The sequence below is a fragment of the Citrobacter sp. JUb117 genome, from assembly GCF_024809055.1.
Lineage (GTDB): Bacteria > Pseudomonadota > Gammaproteobacteria > Enterobacterales > Enterobacteriaceae > Citrobacter > Citrobacter gillenii.
Window position 1 is genome coordinate 480,510 of sequence record NZ_JANUFB010000001.1, and the last position, 14,442, is coordinate 494,951.

At 49.6% G+C, this 14,442-nt stretch carries 12 protein-coding genes; 6 read left to right on the plus strand and 6 right to left on the minus strand.

Going from position 1 to position 14,442, the window contains the following annotated elements; genetic code table 11:
- Positions 1–82: 82 nt before the first annotated feature.
- Complete coding sequence (locus M2374_RS02265) at positions 83–679, minus strand: urea carboxylase-associated family protein (RefSeq protein WP_117341739.1); 597 nt, start codon at positions 677–679, stop codon at positions 83–85.
- 204 nt (positions 680–883) lie between these two features.
- Here M2374_RS02265 and M2374_RS02270 point away from each other — a divergent pair, with 204 nt between their 5' ends.
- The gene (locus tag M2374_RS02270; protein ID WP_181688294.1) at positions 884–1,360 is read left to right on the plus strand and encodes a glutathione peroxidase; all 477 of its coding nucleotides are present in this window, start codon (positions 884–886) and stop codon (positions 1,358–1,360) included.
- Positions 1,361–1,405: 45 nt separating this feature from the next.
- On the opposite strand, the gene M2374_RS02275 is transcribed toward M2374_RS02270, so the two are convergent.
- Positions 1,406–2,614 carry a multidrug effflux MFS transporter gene (locus M2374_RS02275; RefSeq protein ID WP_181688293.1) on the minus strand — a complete coding sequence of 403 codons (1,209 nt, stop codon included), beginning with the start codon at positions 2,612–2,614 and terminating at the stop codon, positions 1,406–1,408.
- A 349-nt stretch (positions 2,615–2,963) separates the two neighbouring features.
- Between M2374_RS02275 and M2374_RS02280 the strand changes: the two genes are divergently transcribed.
- The 4 genes from M2374_RS02280 to M2374_RS02295 all read left to right on the plus strand — a co-directional run bounded on the left by M2374_RS02280 (position 2,964) and on the right by M2374_RS02295 (position 7,837).
- Positions 2,964–3,800, plus strand: coding sequence for an alpha/beta fold hydrolase (locus tag M2374_RS02280; RefSeq protein WP_135912278.1), 837 nt, complete (start codon positions 2,964–2,966; stop codon positions 3,798–3,800).
- A 201-nt stretch (positions 3,801–4,001) separates the two neighbouring features.
- Positions 4,002–5,012, plus strand: coding sequence for a LacI family DNA-binding transcriptional regulator (locus M2374_RS02285; protein ID WP_135912277.1), 1,011 nt, complete (start codon positions 4,002–4,004; stop codon positions 5,010–5,012).
- 140 nt (positions 5,013–5,152) lie between these two features.
- Positions 5,153–6,604, plus strand: coding sequence for a Na+/H+ antiporter NhaC (gene nhaC / locus M2374_RS02290; protein ID WP_181517348.1), 1,452 nt, complete (start codon positions 5,153–5,155; stop codon positions 6,602–6,604).
- Between the two features lie 12 nt (positions 6,605–6,616).
- Complete coding sequence (locus M2374_RS02295; RefSeq protein WP_153880190.1) at positions 6,617–7,837, plus strand: MalY/PatB family protein; 1,221 nt, start codon at positions 6,617–6,619, stop codon at positions 7,835–7,837.
- A 48-nt stretch (positions 7,838–7,885) separates the two neighbouring features.
- Here M2374_RS02295 and M2374_RS02300 read toward each other — a convergent pair whose 3' ends face one another.
- Complete coding sequence (locus tag M2374_RS02300) at positions 7,886–11,008, minus strand: efflux RND transporter permease subunit (RefSeq protein WP_181688292.1); 3,123 nt, start codon at positions 11,006–11,008, stop codon at positions 7,886–7,888.
- Positions 11,009–11,036: 28 nt separating this feature from the next.
- Positions 11,037–12,194, minus strand: a complete 1,158-nt coding sequence (locus tag M2374_RS02305; protein WP_181688291.1) for an efflux RND transporter periplasmic adaptor subunit — start codon at positions 12,192–12,194, stop codon at positions 11,037–11,039.
- Between the two features lie 440 nt (positions 12,195–12,634).
- Here M2374_RS02305 and M2374_RS02310 point away from each other — a divergent pair, with 440 nt between their 5' ends.
- Entirely contained in the window at positions 12,635–12,994 is a 360-nt protein-coding gene (locus M2374_RS02310) for a YcgJ family protein (RefSeq protein WP_181688290.1), read from the plus strand.
- 75 nt (positions 12,995–13,069) lie between these two features.
- Here the strand turns inward: M2374_RS02310 and cbpM are convergent, their stop codons facing one another.
- Both cbpM and cbpA read right to left on the minus strand, forming a co-directional pair.
- On the minus strand, positions 13,070–13,375 hold the full coding sequence (cbpM, locus tag M2374_RS02315; protein WP_146717080.1) for a chaperone modulator CbpM: 306 nt from the start codon (positions 13,373–13,375) through the stop codon (positions 13,070–13,072).
- Positions 13,375–14,295 carry a curved DNA-binding protein gene (gene cbpA, locus M2374_RS02320; RefSeq protein ID WP_181688289.1) on the minus strand — a complete coding sequence of 307 codons (921 nt, stop codon included), beginning with the start codon at positions 14,293–14,295 and terminating at the stop codon, positions 13,375–13,377. The genes cbpM and cbpA overlap by 1 nt, the downstream gene beginning before the upstream one ends.
- Positions 14,296–14,442: the final 147 nt, after the last annotated feature.

Sequence of the window (14,442 nt, forward strand, 5' to 3'; positions counted from 1 at the left end):
TAAAAGTGCCCCGAAAGGCTTATTGCACCTGCTGTGCTCGTCCTGGAAGTCGGTGATAGCCCAGTCCTAATCTATCAGAATTTCAACCAACGATAATCTGGATACCAGTACAGTGGCCCCCATTGGTCGGGTGGAAATCAACAGAACAGGCAGTAACCACCACATAGAGATCTGTTTCCGCGAGTAATAGCACATTTCCTCCGGGGGGATTGTTCGAAGCCAATACCTCAAGCTTACCGTTAGCCTGCGGTTCTGAGCGTTGGAAAAAATTGACCGGATCGGGAACGATGGGGAGTGATATGTCTGCCGCCTGCAGTGCTCTCAGCATGTTGTCACGACAGTTCGGGTGATCATACAGGCCTGCTCGTTCGTAAAGTCCAGGGTTGCAGGCCGGGAACAGCATATCATGTGGGCATGGTGAGTTATCCTGCACTAATGTGAGTAAGGGGTTGGCTTTTTCACTGTAAAAAGACTCTCCCGGTGCGGGGAATAATCGCTCTGTTATATCTCGCGTCTGAGATGTGCTTAGCCAGTCAATTTCACCAGCGCTGATAGACATTGCCCACAAGTCCGCAACCTGCTGTCCTTCAGGGTCAATAACACTAAACGTTTGACCTTTAGCAACCCAAAAGCCACGACCATCCTGTGGCGGAATATCTATCTTTATCTGCTCGCTCATTTCCTGACATCCATTCTGATTACCAGTAACGAAGATTAACAAAATGGCAGTGGCGTAACTAATGAATGATGAGGAAACGGATATTGCTCGTATAATAGGGTGTTAATCAATGGGGAGCCGGATCTCCTCGCCACGACCCGCGACGATTACCCCAGCAGCAACCCGCTGCATGGCAATGTCGACGTCTGCTCTGAGGATCCCGACATGACCACTTTTCATCAACTTACTGCCACCAGCCTGCAGGGTCAGCTCATCTCTATGGCTGACTACGCTGGCAAGCTGGTTCTGGTCGTTAACACTGCCAGCCATTGTGGCTTTACGCCACAATACGCAGGTCTTGAGGCGCTTTACAAGAAGTACGCTGCGCAGGGGCTGGTGGTGCTGGGGTTTCCCTGCAACCAATTTGGTAAGCAGGAACCCGGCGGTGCCGACGAAATCGCTCAGACCTGCCACATCAACTACGGTGTGAGTTTCCCGATGTTCGAGAAAGTGGAGGTCAACGGCGGCGCAACGCATCCGGTATTTCGCTACCTGAAAGACGAATTGCCAGGCGTGCTGGGTGGGCGGATCAAGTGGAACTTCACTAAGTTCCTGATTGGACGTGACGGTAAACCGCTCAAGCGTTTTGCACCGTTCACCACCCCAGCGAAAATAGAAGCCACAATTCTTAAAGCACTGTAAATCTAAGTGTTTTGCCATTCTCTGGGGGAATAGCAGTATCTCGTGCTACTGCGGATTTTTTACCTGAATGCTCAGTGCCATAACGGCGCTGGCTGTCGTAAATACCGCAATGACCCAGCTCATTGTCCAAGGTGTGCCATCGCTAAAGAGTGCCAGCAACAGCGAGGAGATGATGCCGCTACCGTATTGCAACGCGCCCATTAGCGCCGATGCGGAACCGGCGACATTCGGCGCGGCGTCCAGTGCACATGCCGTAGACGTCGCGGCGATGATGCCATTCATTGAGAAGAACACGAATACGGCTCCGACAATCACGGTGATCCCTCCCGCGCCCAGACCCGTTGTAACAGCCAGCACGATGGCGGCAACGGTAGCGATGAAGACAGCAATCTTAAGTAACGCCTCCAGTGGGTAGCGATAAACCAGGCGTCTGTTGACCATGCTCACGGCCATCAGTCCCACAATGTTGATGGCAAATAACCAGCCATAATGCTGCGGATCAACGCCGAAGTACGTGATGTACACAAATGGGGAACCGGTGATAAAGGCGTAGGCCGCGATGTAGTAAAACGTCAGGCATAGCGTAAAGCGCATATATCTGGTGTTGGTCAGTAATGCGGAATAATGATGAAAGGCGCTGGAGATGGAAGCCTGGGAACGTTTGTCTTCCGTCAGGGTTTCCGGTAGCCAGCATAACGACAGCAGCATGAATGTACCGATTATCGCCAGTAGCCAGAAAATGGTGTGCCACGAGGTGACCTTAATCATTTGCCCGCCAATCAGAGGACCGGCAATCGGCGCGATAGCCATGATGATCATCAGGGTCGACAGCATTTGTGCTGCGCGAGTACGGCTAAACAGGTCGCGGATCATTGCGCGCGCCAGCATCGGGCCGGTACAGGCACCTAGCGCCTGAAAAACACTCCAGAAGACAATGTGTACAATATCCGTTGATAACGCGCAGCCGACTGAACCTATAACGAATAAACTCAAACCAATGAATAGCGGCAGACGCCGCCCATAACGATCGCTAATCGGTCCCCAAATCAGTTGTGCAATGCAAAAACCCATGAGAAAACCGGTGATGGTTAACTCAGCATCGCCGTGTAAATCTTTTGCCATTATGGGCATTGCCGGCAGATAGATATCGGTTGATAAGGAGGTCACGGCCATTAAGGCGCTAAGGATAAGGATAAAAGTAAGACCGGTTTTTTTAGCCGTCGCTGACTGTGTTTGTGCTTGTAGGTTAAGCATGCTGAACCATCTGGATATTGAAAGACAGGACCATGTTAACGGGTTTGTGCTTGCAGATAATGGTCAGCAGGAGGATAGGCGCTATGAGTGGTATTCATTAATAATGTGAATTTTAATTTTCAGGTAAGTGGATGTTGGCTATTAACGCTTTGTTTTTAACGATTTATTGATGGCATACGTTATATATCCAGTAAAACCAAAATTAATAGGTTTCTTTTTTTGCAACTATACTCACTAAGCCTTACGCAGGTTCATTCGCGTTGATGTGTAACATGCTGGTAAGACGTTGCGCGATCAATGTGGTATCAACGATCTTTAGGCGGAATATCCTCTCGAGGGAAATACAACTATGTCATTTGTAAAAACAAAAGATGGTGTAAACATTTTTTATAAAGACTGGGGTGCGAAAGATGCGCAACCTATCGTATTCCATCATGGCTGGCCGCTGAGCGCAGATGACTGGGATAACCAGATGTTATTCTTCCTTAATCACGGTTATCGTGTTATCGCCATCGATCGTCGCGGGCATGGACGTTCAGATCAGGTGAGCGACGGTCATGATATGGACCACTATGCGGCAGATGTGTCGGCCGTGGTAGAGCATCTTGACCTGCATAATGCCGTGCATATTGGTCATTCCACGGGAGGGGGGCAGGTGGCAAGATATGTCGCTCAATACGGACAACCGCAAGGTCGCGTGGCGAAAGCCGTGCTGATCAGCGCCGTGCCACCGCTGATGGTTAAGACAGATAATAATCCGGGAGGGACACCGCTCAGCGTTTTCGATGGATTCCGCCAGGCGCTTGCCGCCAATCGCGCGCAGTTTTATCTTGACGTGGCAACCGGGCCTTTTTATGGATTCAATCGGGAAGGGGCAGAGATATCCAATGGAACTCTTCAAAACTGGTGGCGACAGGGCATGATGGGGAGTGCAAAAGCGCACTACGAAGGAATTAAGGCGTTCTCTGAAACCGATCAGACCGATGATTTAAAAGCCATTACGCTACCCGTTTTGGTGATGCAAGGAGATGATGATCAGGTCGTCCCTTATAAAAATGCAGCGCTGTTGCAGGATAAATTGCTCGTTAACAGCGTTCTGAAGATTTATCCAGGTTATCCGCATGGGATGCATACTACCCATGCCGAGGTGATTAATAACGATCTGTTGCACTTCATTCAGGCCTGAAAACATTCTGAAGTTGGGGCGTTTTTTACTCAGCTTCAGAAAAATATGATATAAGGTAAAATACTTGGTGATAATAAAATTGGGCATTGTATAGATTTAATAACGCTGTAATTTTCTATATTAATAGGAAAAATAAGTTAGTGAACTCTGTAAATATAAATGCTATCAGTGAAATACATAATATAAGAATTAGGAAATGAAATGGCGACAATAAAGGACGTTGCATTGCTGGCGAAAGTTTCAACAGCAACTGTTTCACGAGTTATTAATCAAACTGCATGGGTTGAGCCGGTAACGCGTGAACGTGTTGAAAAGGCCATGCGTGAACTCAATTATCATCGTAATGCCGCAGCGATTGCGCTGGCGAAGCGCAGTGGTGACATGCTGGGATTACTGACGGGTAATCTTGCCGATCCCTTTTTTGCGCGTCTTGCGCGTGGTGTGGAGGAGGTCTCGCGTAAAGAGCAATTTCGTCTGATGGTCTGCAGCGGTGGGCACGATGAAGGAATGGAAAAATCTGGGCTTGATTTTCTGATTAATCAAGGTTGCGAAGCTATTGTGGTCCATGCCAGTAGATTATCTGAAAAGGAACTGTTGCGTTATGCCGCCCATTTCCCCGCCATGGTGGTTGTGAACCGCTACATTGCCGGGATGGCTAATCGTTGCGTGTGGCTGGAAAACAGCCAGGCGGCTAAAATGGCCACCCTGCATTTGCTGGAGCAAGGACACCGTTGTATCGCCTGTGTGACCACTGATTTACCGATTATCGATCGCCGAGAACGACTGGAAGGGTATCGTCAGGCATTGAGTGAGTATGGCATTACCCCCGATAAAAGTTGGGTGATTAGCGTACCTTTTAACGAAGAAGGCGGGGAGCGCGCAGCGCATCAGCTTCTCAACTGCGATATTCCTTTCACGGCAGCGGTGACATTCAACGATGTGATGGCTGCCGGAATAATGCGTATCCTTCATCAGCAGGGGACTACCCTGCCACAGAAACTGTCTATCGTCGGGTTTGACGATGTGGTCATGGCCCGTTATCTCTATCCGGCGCTGACCACTATGCATTATCCGGTTGAGCGGATGGCACGCTACGCTTCGCAACTGGCGATTCAACTTTTTAAGGGCGTAACCCCGCAGCCCGGTATGAACAAGTTCACGGCGGAACTGGTGATCCGTGATTCAGTTCTCCCTCTTCAGGTCTATAAGTAAGTCGTCAAGGGTATAAATTGTGATCTATTTCAAATTTCGTTATTCCATGTAATCGCTTACATGGTGACGAATGAGCGATCACATTCAGGGTAAAGGGTGTCATCTACTCTTGAGCGACTCTACAGACAGGAGATCCATTTATGAATGCCTCTCATAATCAGAAAAAAACACTTTCATTTGGTTTAGCCTTGATTCCCATTGCGGCCATGCTACTGCTGCTGATCGTTGGTTACGGCATCATGGGATTACGTATTGAACCCTTGCTGCTTTGTTCTGCTGCAGTAGCCGCAGGTATAGCGTGGTGGCAGGGATATACCTGGGAAAACATTATCAGTTCGGTGGTGGATAAACTTGCCAAAGCTATGCCAGTCATCATGATATTGATCTGCGTGGGTGCCTTAATAGGTACATGGATGTTCAGTGGAACTATTCCGTATATGGTGTACTGGGGGCTCAAATTAATCAGCCCTGAATACATTCTGATCGCCGCATTTTTTTTGACCAGCGTAGTGTCCGTATGTACCGGAACATCATGGGGCTCAGCAGGAACGGTTGGTGTTGCGCTCATGGGGGTGGCCTCTGGGCTGGACGTGTCCCTGGCGGCGGCAGCCGGTGCGGTGGTTTCTGGCGCTTACTTTGGCGATAAAATATCGCCGCTGTCTGATTCCACCAACTTTGCGGCGATTGTAGCGGAAACGACGCTGTTCGAGCATATTCAGCATTTGTTGTGGACAACCATCCCCAGTTTCTTGCTGGCCGCTGTAGTTTATTTGATTGCTGGCCATAGCAGTATGCTCGGCGATGTTGCCACACCACAACGTGTCACGGATATTGTCAACGCCCTGGAGTCGCTGTATCACTTTAATATTATTCTGATTTTGCCGCCCGTGATTGTGCTGTGGGGGGCAATTAGAAAAAAACCGGTGATCCCTTTAATGCTGAGTGCATGCGTACTGGCCCTGATTCTGGGTGTCGTGATGCAGGGGCTCAGTATCAAGCAAGGCCTGGATGCGTTTATAGATGGATTTAATATTGCTATGTTCCCTGCAGGAAGTGAGGGAATTATTGCTGATGTTCCACGCTTACTAAATCGTGGTGGCATGTTCTCAATGATGAGCACCATCCTTCTTGTATTTTGTGCGTTTTCTTTTGCCGGCGCTTTAACGCTAACCGGTGCGCTCAACATTATTATTAACCGCTTACTGACGATTATTCACAGTGTCGGTCAGTTAATTGCTGCGACCATTGCAACCACTATTCTTGTTACCGGTGCCACTAGTGATGGCAAACTGGCGCTTCTGGTTCCTGCTGAACTGTTTAAAGATGCCTACCGACGTATGGGGCTGGATACCAAAAATCTGTCAAGGACGATTGAAGACGCGGGTACCGTTATTGAGCCCTTGTTACCGTGGACCGCTGCCGGGGTCTATATGGCAACGACGTTAGGAGTCAGCACGCTGGATTTATTGCCTTGGGCTGTTCAGTGTTATTCAGCCATCTTTTTTGCCTTAATTTATGGCTTCACCGGTATAGGTATTGCCAGGCTATCCCCGATGCCTGGAAAAGAGAAGACGACTGCGGCTACAGAATAGGAAGGGATGACCATGGATTTTAATAAGATTATCGATCGCCACAATACAGGCTCACTGAAATGGGATTTTATGGCGCGCTATTTTGGTAAGGAGACCAATGAACTGCTGCCAATGTGGGTGTCTGATTTTGACTTTACTTGTCCCGATGCCGTGCTGCTGGCCTTAACTCAACGAATCGAACACGGTGTTTTCGGCTACAGCGAACGTCCGCAAACGTACTACGACTCACTAATTTCATGGTTCGCGACACGGCATCAACTGGACCTGAAGCAAGAATGGATCTGCAGTATTGAAGGCGTGGTTCCAGGGTTATCGTTACTGGTACAAATGTTGAGTCAGCCGGGAGAAGGGGTGGTGGTTCAGGGACCTTATTATGGTTCATTTTCTAAAATAATATCACTCAATGACCGACGGTTGCTGGAAAATCCATTATATGAAGATCCGGAAACGGGTTACAAAATGGATCTCATCCATCTGGAAACGTTATTTCGTACTGAGCGTCCTCCGTTGATGATATTATGTAATCCCCACAATCCAACCGGGCGTTGTTGGTCTGCGCAGGAATTGGAACAGCTTCTACAGCTGTGTGAAACTTATGACGTCACGGTGCTATCGGATGAAATATGGGCCGATTTGTTGCTGCCAGGAGAGCGATTCACCTCGGTTTTACATCTGGGAGAGCGTTGGCATTCGCGAGTAATATCAGCGACGTCTGCCAGTAAAACGTTTGGTTTATCAACATTACGTGTCGCAAATTTTCTTATTCCGGCCCCGGTATTGCGTGAGCAATTTTTACGCCGTCTGGATGCGCATGGGCTGGATGTTTTCAATGCGCTTTCTATCGAGGCGAGCACCGCAGCATGGCAACATGGAGCGCCCTGGCTGGATGCGTTACTGGCGTATCTGGCAGAAAATCGCCGATGGTTTAGTCAACAGGTTGATGATTATCTCCCATGGGCCAGAATTGTCCCAGCCCAGGGAACGTACCTATTATGGATAGATTGTAAAGCACTGGGCTTGGATGATGACCAGCTCAAATGGGTGATGGTTGATGTTGCCGGTATTGCACCTTCCATGGGAAATAGCTTTGGCTCGGCTGGCAATGGTTTCATCCGCCTGAACTTGGGTTGCCCACGTACATACCTTGAAAAAGCGCTGGAGGGATTGAAACGTATTGCGTTTACATCTGCAAATAACATTCATCCCATCTCGCAAGTTGAAATGAAAAAGTAGAGTGTCCCTATGCGAAAACGCATCTGTTGAGATGCGTTTTCGTAGGCATTAACCGCGCGATGTTTTAAATCGCGCTAACGTGTTTTCAACGAGCACAAAGAAGACCGGGACAAAATAAATCGCCAGTACGGTCGCCGCCAGCATGCCCCCGATTACGCCGGTACCGACGGCATTTTGTGCACCAGAACCCGCGCCGTTGCTTATAGCCAGTGGAATTACACCTAAAATGAAGGCCAGTGAGGTCATCAGAATAGGGCGCAGACGCATTTGCGCCGCCTCAACGGCAGCCTCAAGCGGTGTTTTACCTTCTTTTTGCATAATCTCGACGGCAAACTCAACGATCAGAATGGCGTTTTTAGCCGACAGTCCCATCGTGGTGAGCAGGCCGACCTGGAAGTAAACATCATTGCTCAAACCACGCAGGTCGGTAGCCAGCAACGCACCGGCGATGCCAATGGGCACTACGAGCATCACGGAAAAAGGAATGGACCAGCTTTCATACAGTGCTGCCAGCGCAAGAAAGACTACCACGAGCGAAATGGCATATAGCATGGGGGCCTGGTTGGTGGATAACGCCTCTTGATAAGACAGACCCGTCCACGCGTAGCCGACGCCGGCAGGGAGTTTATTCATCAGGGATGCCATAAAGTTCATTGCATCACCGCTGCTTTTCCCGGCAACCGGCTGTCCCAGAATTTCCATCGCAGGCTGCCCGTTGTAACGTTCAAGACGGGGTGAACCATAGGTCCATTCGGTGGTTGAGAAGGCGGAAAGCGGGGTCATAGAGCCGGAGGCGTTGCGCACGTACCAGTGGTTTATATTGCCAGGTAGCATACGGAACGGCGTATCAGCCTGAACATACACTTTTTTAACGCGACCCTGGTTAAGGAAATCATTGACATAGCGGCTACCAAACGCTGTAGAGAGGGTCTGATTAATATCCGCGAGTGAAACGCCCATGGCCTCAGCTTTTTTTGCGTCAACATTAACATGGAACATCGGTGTGTCTTCCAGCCCGTTAGGACGCACCCCGGCGACCTCTCCGGATGACTGACTGGCCAGCTCCAGCAACTGATTGCGTGCCTGCATCATTTTTTCGTGTCCGAGATTACCGTTATCCAGTAGCTCCATATCAAACCCTGAAGCGGTTCCCAGTTCTGCTACCGCAGGCAAATTGAACGGATAAATCACGGCATTATTAATGGTGCTTAAAGCCACCATTGCCCGTTGAATAATGGCGGTAACTGCATTTTCTTCACCAACACGTTCTGACCATGGCTTCAGGCTGATAAAGGCCAGCCCGTTGTTTTGCCCCTGGCCGCTGAAGCCAAATCCACCAACGGTAAAAACAGACGCGACATTTTTCCGTTCTTTCGTCAGGTAGTAATCTGTTATTTCGTCGAGGACTTTGCGGGTATTGACCATCGTTGAACCTGAAGGCAATTGTGCCGTGGTCATGAATACCCCCTGATCTTCTTCAGGTAAAAAGGAGGTTGGGGTGCGTAAAAACAAGCCAATCATGCCGGCCCCGATCACCAAATAGATGACCATATAACGGCCTGTGCAACGCAAGAGTTTACGCGTGCTGTCCGTGTAGTGCCGGGTGCACTTCTCCATGAAATGATTGAAATGGGTGAACAGAAAATGTGTTCTTGTGTTCTCCTCCTCAGGCGCGGGTTTCAACAGCGTGGCGCAAAGTGCGGGTGTCAGGCTCATCGCCACGAATACCGATAGCGTCATAGAGGAGATCAAGGTGATGGAAAACTGACGGAAGATTTCACCTGTCGCGCCGCTCATAAAGGCCATCGGCATAAATACGGCAGATAACACCACGGCAATACCGACCAGCGCTCTTTGCAACTGGCTCATCGCTTTATGCGCTGCCGCTTTTGGCGGCAATTTTTCTTCGCAAATAATACGCTCAACGTTCTCGACCACTACGATGGCATCATCGACTAAAAGTCCTATTGCCAGCACCATGCCAAACATCGTCAGTGTATTAATCGTAAAACCGGCGACAGACAAGATGGAAAATGTGCCGAGAATAACCACGGGAACTGCGATTGTGGGGATAAGCGTCGCGCGGAAATTTTGCAGAAATAGATACATGACGAGGAAGACCAGGATAATTGCCTCGATCAATGTTTGGAAAACACCCTGAATTGAAATCTTGATAAACGGGGTGGTGTCATAGGGGTAAACGGTCTTCATGCTGGCCGGGAACCAGGCCGATAATTTGTCCAGCTCTTTTTTGACCGCCTGGGATGTTTCCAGGGCATTTGCGCCGGCGGCAAGCTTAATCGCGATCCCGGCGGCAGGTTTGCCGTTATACCGTGCGACCGTCGAATAATTTTCCGCCCCCAGCTCAATTCGCGCAACGTCACGCAACAGAACCTGAGAACCGTCTTGCTGGACTTTCAGAAAGATCTTGCCAAATTCATCGGTACTTTGCAGGCGAGTCTGAACAACGATCGACGCATTCAACTGCTGGTCTGCCGACTGAGGCATCCCCCCCAGTTGTCCCCCCGATATCTGATTATTCTGTATCTTAATTTGCGCAATAACGTCCTGCGGTGTGAGGCTATATTTGTTGAGTTTTTGCGGATCCAACCAAATGCGCATGGCGTATTGTGAACCGAATAATTGCACGCTCCCCACCCCGGCAGTACGACTGAGAGGATCTTTAATGTTTGAGGCAACATAGTCAGCAATATCATATTGGCTCAGGCTGTTGTTATCCGAGATAAAGCCGGCAACCATTAAGATATTGCTACTGGATTTATCCACGCTGACCCCTTGTTGCTGAACCTCCTGCGGCAAGGAGGGCATCGCCAACTGCAGTTTATTCTGCACCTGAACCTGTGCAATATCGGGTGATGTGCCGGTTTTAAACGTCAGGATAATTGACGCATTGCCTGCCGCGTCGCTGGTGGACGACATGTACATCAGGTCATCAAGACCATTCATATTTTGTTCAATCACCTGAGTGACGGAGTCTTCTACGGTCTTTGCGTCTGCGCCAGGGTAGGCGGCGTTAATCGTAATCGTCGGGGGCGCTATTTGCGGATATTGGGCGATCGGCAGGTTCATAATAGCGATCCCCCCGGTAAACATCAGAATAATCGCTAGCACCCAGGCAAAAACCGGGCGCTCAATAAAAAAGTTAGCCATGAAGAAGGTGTCCTTAATACCTGAAATATTACTGTTCGGTTACCGTGTCAGGGCTGTTTGATGGCGAAGAGAGAACCCGGGCTTTCATTCCCGGACGGATTCGTTGTAATCCGGAAACAATAACCCGGTCGCCGGGACGTAATCCTGCGGTCACTAACCATTGGTTACCGACAGCTTTTACTGCGTTGATTTCGCGCAGTTGCACCCTGTTTTTCTGGTCGAGGATCAGGGCAGTCGCCTTTCCCTGCTCGTTATGGGTAACCCCTTGCTGAGGAACCATTAGAACGTTCTGCTGGCGACCTTCATCCAGTAAAGCCGTAACATACATACCGGGTAAAATCTCGCCGTCAGGATTCGGGAAGATGGCGCGCAGGGTCACGGAGCCAGTGACTTTATCGACGGCGGGATCGGAAAACTGCAGCGCCCCGGTATAGCGGTAGGGTTTGCCATTTTCCAGCATCAATTCAACCGGGATCTGGCCTTTTTCCTGGGCGATTTTTCCACTGGATTTTTCTTCTTTCAGGCGTAAGAAGTCCTGCACCGACTGGGTTAAATCGACGTAAATTGGGTCTAATTGCTGAATGGTGACCAGCGCGCTTTCCTGATTCGCGGTGACCAGTGCGCCAACGGTAACGGAAGACGTGCCGCTAATGCCATCGATAGGCGAGGTGACATTGGCGTAATGAAGGTTAATGGCGGCCTGCTCGACGTCCGCTCTGGCGACGGCAACATTAGCGTCAGCTTCATTAAGCTGTGAACGCGTGGTGTCATAATCCTGACGACTGACGTAATTGGATTTTAATAAAGCTGACTGGCGCTGGAATGTTAAACGTAGATTATTGGTAGTGGACAGCGCTTTTGCCAGAGCGCCTTTGGCCGCATCGAGTTTTGCCTGCAGAGGCGCCGGATCAATTTGGTAGAGCGATTCACCTTTGCTGACTTTATCACCCTCAATAAAATCCCGCTTAATAATTATACCGCTGACCTGCGGTCTGATCTCAGCAATTTCGAACGATACGGCCCTGCCCGGAAGTTCACTTTTAATATCAACGGAAGAGGGTTTCAGAGTAATAATCCCAACTTCGGGTTCTCTGGTGATGTTTTTTTCTGAGGATTGATTGTCACACGCGGTGATAATTGCGACACTAAAAAACAATGGTATCAGCAGTAAGCGTTTTCTGTTCATAGTAATCCCTGAATAAATTTGACGTACACAGTAATTTGCATTGTATGCAGGGGAGGGATGTCATCGATAAATAGCATGAGGCGATCAGGCATAAGAAGGATAAAGCCTATTTTTGGCTAATGATTTAGCAAGTGAATTACAGGTAACAGAGTGCGTTATTTAAATTCAGGTTCACCCAATGTGTGATGGCGAGTTATACTTGCACTATCGTATTTAAAGCACACGCCGACAGGGCGAATGTCAGGGGAAGAATCATTACGCCTTTTGTTTTGTTCATTTTAATTCCCTGCTAAAAAAGACAGGTTTATAGTAAACCTTTGCACATTATTGTCATCAAGCGCGCAGCTGATTATCTAAAAGTAATATAATTGTAGCTCATGGTTATAGATGTTTTCTGGTGTACAATATTAATCATGTCAGGCGAAGAATATAGGGAGAGTATGATGATAAAAATTGGTAGCCTGCTGGCAGTTGGTATCCTGTCACTGCCCGCGTACGCCGCGACGACCGGACCATACAGCCCTGTCGCGGGCGTACTGTGCGACAAATATATCTGTGCGGATGAGCACGGCTTGTCGGTGGCGCTGACCACGAAGTATGTCGGAAAGAAGCAGGGTGATAAACTGGCAGCGGCCGGACAATTTGACACGACGGCCTTTACCTTCCAGGGCGGTCTGTTCTGCGACACCACTGAGCGTCTGTGCCGGGATGACCGATATTTTGGAACAGACGGTAAACGCAGTGGCAAAGTGAACACCCACTACACGGCGTTGCTGTTCGGCAAGACGGATAAATCCTGACTACACGGGTAAGCGCTGAATTCGTCGCTTACCCGTGGTATTTCACGTTATCAATCGGGCGTTAATCTCAATACGTTATGAATGCGTGACAAAGCGTGACAAACGCTGGCGCAGCAGGCGATTTTCCTGACGCAACTGCGCATTCTCTTCCAGTAACGTGAGCGCAACGGCTATCCCCGGCCAGTCAAGCGCCAGTTCCTGACGTAAACGCAAAGCCCGTCGTACGACACTTAATGCGCGATCGTCAAACTGCCAGTGGGCGCTTTCATCTTCGCGGGGTTCGATCATCCCCAGGCCGACAATCTCAGTCAGCTCCTCGGCGGAAACGCCGGTATGCAGGCAAAACTCAGTAATGGTAAAAGTGACGGTAACGTTAGCCATTATGCTTTCCCCCACTCTTTGCGTGGATCAAAGGTCTTCTGCGCGTCCGCTAGCTGTTGCCACAATGCGACGCTGTTGTCGTCAGGTTTGGGTGGCATCACAATTTTGATCACCGCGTACAGGTCGCCGGTCTGTTTTTTACTCACCAGCCCTTTGCCCTTGATGCGTAATCGTTGTCCGGCCTGGCTGCCAGGTGGGATCGTCAGCAGGATACTCTCTGTGAGTGTTGGCACGGTCACTTTTGTGCCCAGTGCGGCTTCCCATGGGGCAAGGGGCACGACAATTTCCAGGTCCTGATTGACGATATCAAATAGCGGATGCGGCGCGATATGAATCACCAGCCACAAATCACCGTTCGGGCCACCGTTCTCACCGGGCGTGCCCTGGCCTTTCAGCCTGATGCGCTGGCCGTTGCCTACACCTGCTGGAATTTTCACATTCAGCGTTTTGGGGATCTCTCGCTCTACCAGGCCAAACGCATTGTAGACCGGTAGGGAGTAACTGATGGTGCGGCTATGCTCAGCAAGGGTTTCTTCGAGGAACACGGCCACATCGATTTCGATATCGTGCCCACGACGGGCGTGGCGCTGTTGCGACTGGCGAGCGTGTTGACCAAAAATGGAGGAGAAAATATCGTCAAAATCTTCGGCGTTGTAGCTCTGATCTTCACCTTGCTGGAACTGACGGCTGAACTGCGGATCGTTGCGGTGCTGCCACAACTGATCGTATTCGGCACGACGTTGTTCATCGCTTAAGACTTCCCAGGCTTCAGCAACCTCTTTAAAACGCGCTTCGGCGTCGGTTTCTTTGCTGACGTCAGGATGGTATTTGCGGGCGAGTCGACGATAGGCGGTCTTGATGGTTTTGAGATCGTCCGTCGGTTTCACGCCCATGATGGCGTAATAATCCTTTAATTCCATAGTGTTATCTCGTATGAATCAACCCATGAAGAAGGATACCCTCGGGAAAGGCATCACCGTAAGTTTAGGGTAATCCTGAAAAGTGCGAATGCCAACTATGAAAGGGACGGAAAACAGTGGCGCCTGACGGCATGAATCGGACATTGT

What these genes read in the sequence shown, in the direction of transcription:
- M2374_RS02265 (WP_117341739.1), bottom strand. Translation starts at nt 679, where the DNA reads ATGAGCGAGCAGATAAAGATAGATATTCCGCCACAGGATGGTCGTGGC.
- nhaC (WP_181517348.1), top strand. Translation starts at nt 5,153, where the DNA reads ATGAATGCCTCTCATAATCAGAAAAAAACACTTTCATTTGGTTTAGCC.
- M2374_RS02285 (WP_135912277.1), top strand. Translation starts at nt 4,002, where the DNA reads ATGGCGACAATAAAGGACGTTGCATTGCTGGCGAAAGTTTCAACAGCA.
- M2374_RS02310 (WP_181688290.1), top strand. Translation starts at nt 12,635, where the DNA reads ATGATGATAAAAATTGGTAGCCTGCTGGCAGTTGGTATCCTGTCACTG.
- M2374_RS02280 (WP_135912278.1), top strand. Translation starts at nt 2,964, where the DNA reads ATGTCATTTGTAAAAACAAAAGATGGTGTAAACATTTTTTATAAAGAC.
- M2374_RS02270 (WP_181688294.1), top strand. Translation starts at nt 884, where the DNA reads ATGACCACTTTTCATCAACTTACTGCCACCAGCCTGCAGGGTCAGCTC.
- M2374_RS02295 (WP_153880190.1), top strand. Translation starts at nt 6,617, where the DNA reads ATGGATTTTAATAAGATTATCGATCGCCACAATACAGGCTCACTGAAA.
- M2374_RS02305 (WP_181688291.1), bottom strand. Translation starts at nt 12,194, where the DNA reads ATGAACAGAAAACGCTTACTGCTGATACCATTGTTTTTTAGTGTCGCA.
- cbpM (WP_146717080.1), bottom strand. Translation starts at nt 13,375, where the DNA reads ATGGCTAACGTTACCGTCACTTTTACCATTACTGAGTTTTGCCTGCAT.
- M2374_RS02300 (WP_181688292.1), bottom strand. Translation starts at nt 11,008, where the DNA reads ATGGCTAACTTTTTTATTGAGCGCCCGGTTTTTGCCTGGGTGCTAGCG.
- cbpA (WP_181688289.1), bottom strand. Translation starts at nt 14,295, where the DNA reads ATGGAATTAAAGGATTATTACGCCATCATGGGCGTGAAACCGACGGAC.
- M2374_RS02275 (WP_181688293.1), bottom strand. Translation starts at nt 2,614, where the DNA reads ATGCTTAACCTACAAGCACAAACACAGTCAGCGACGGCTAAAAAAACC.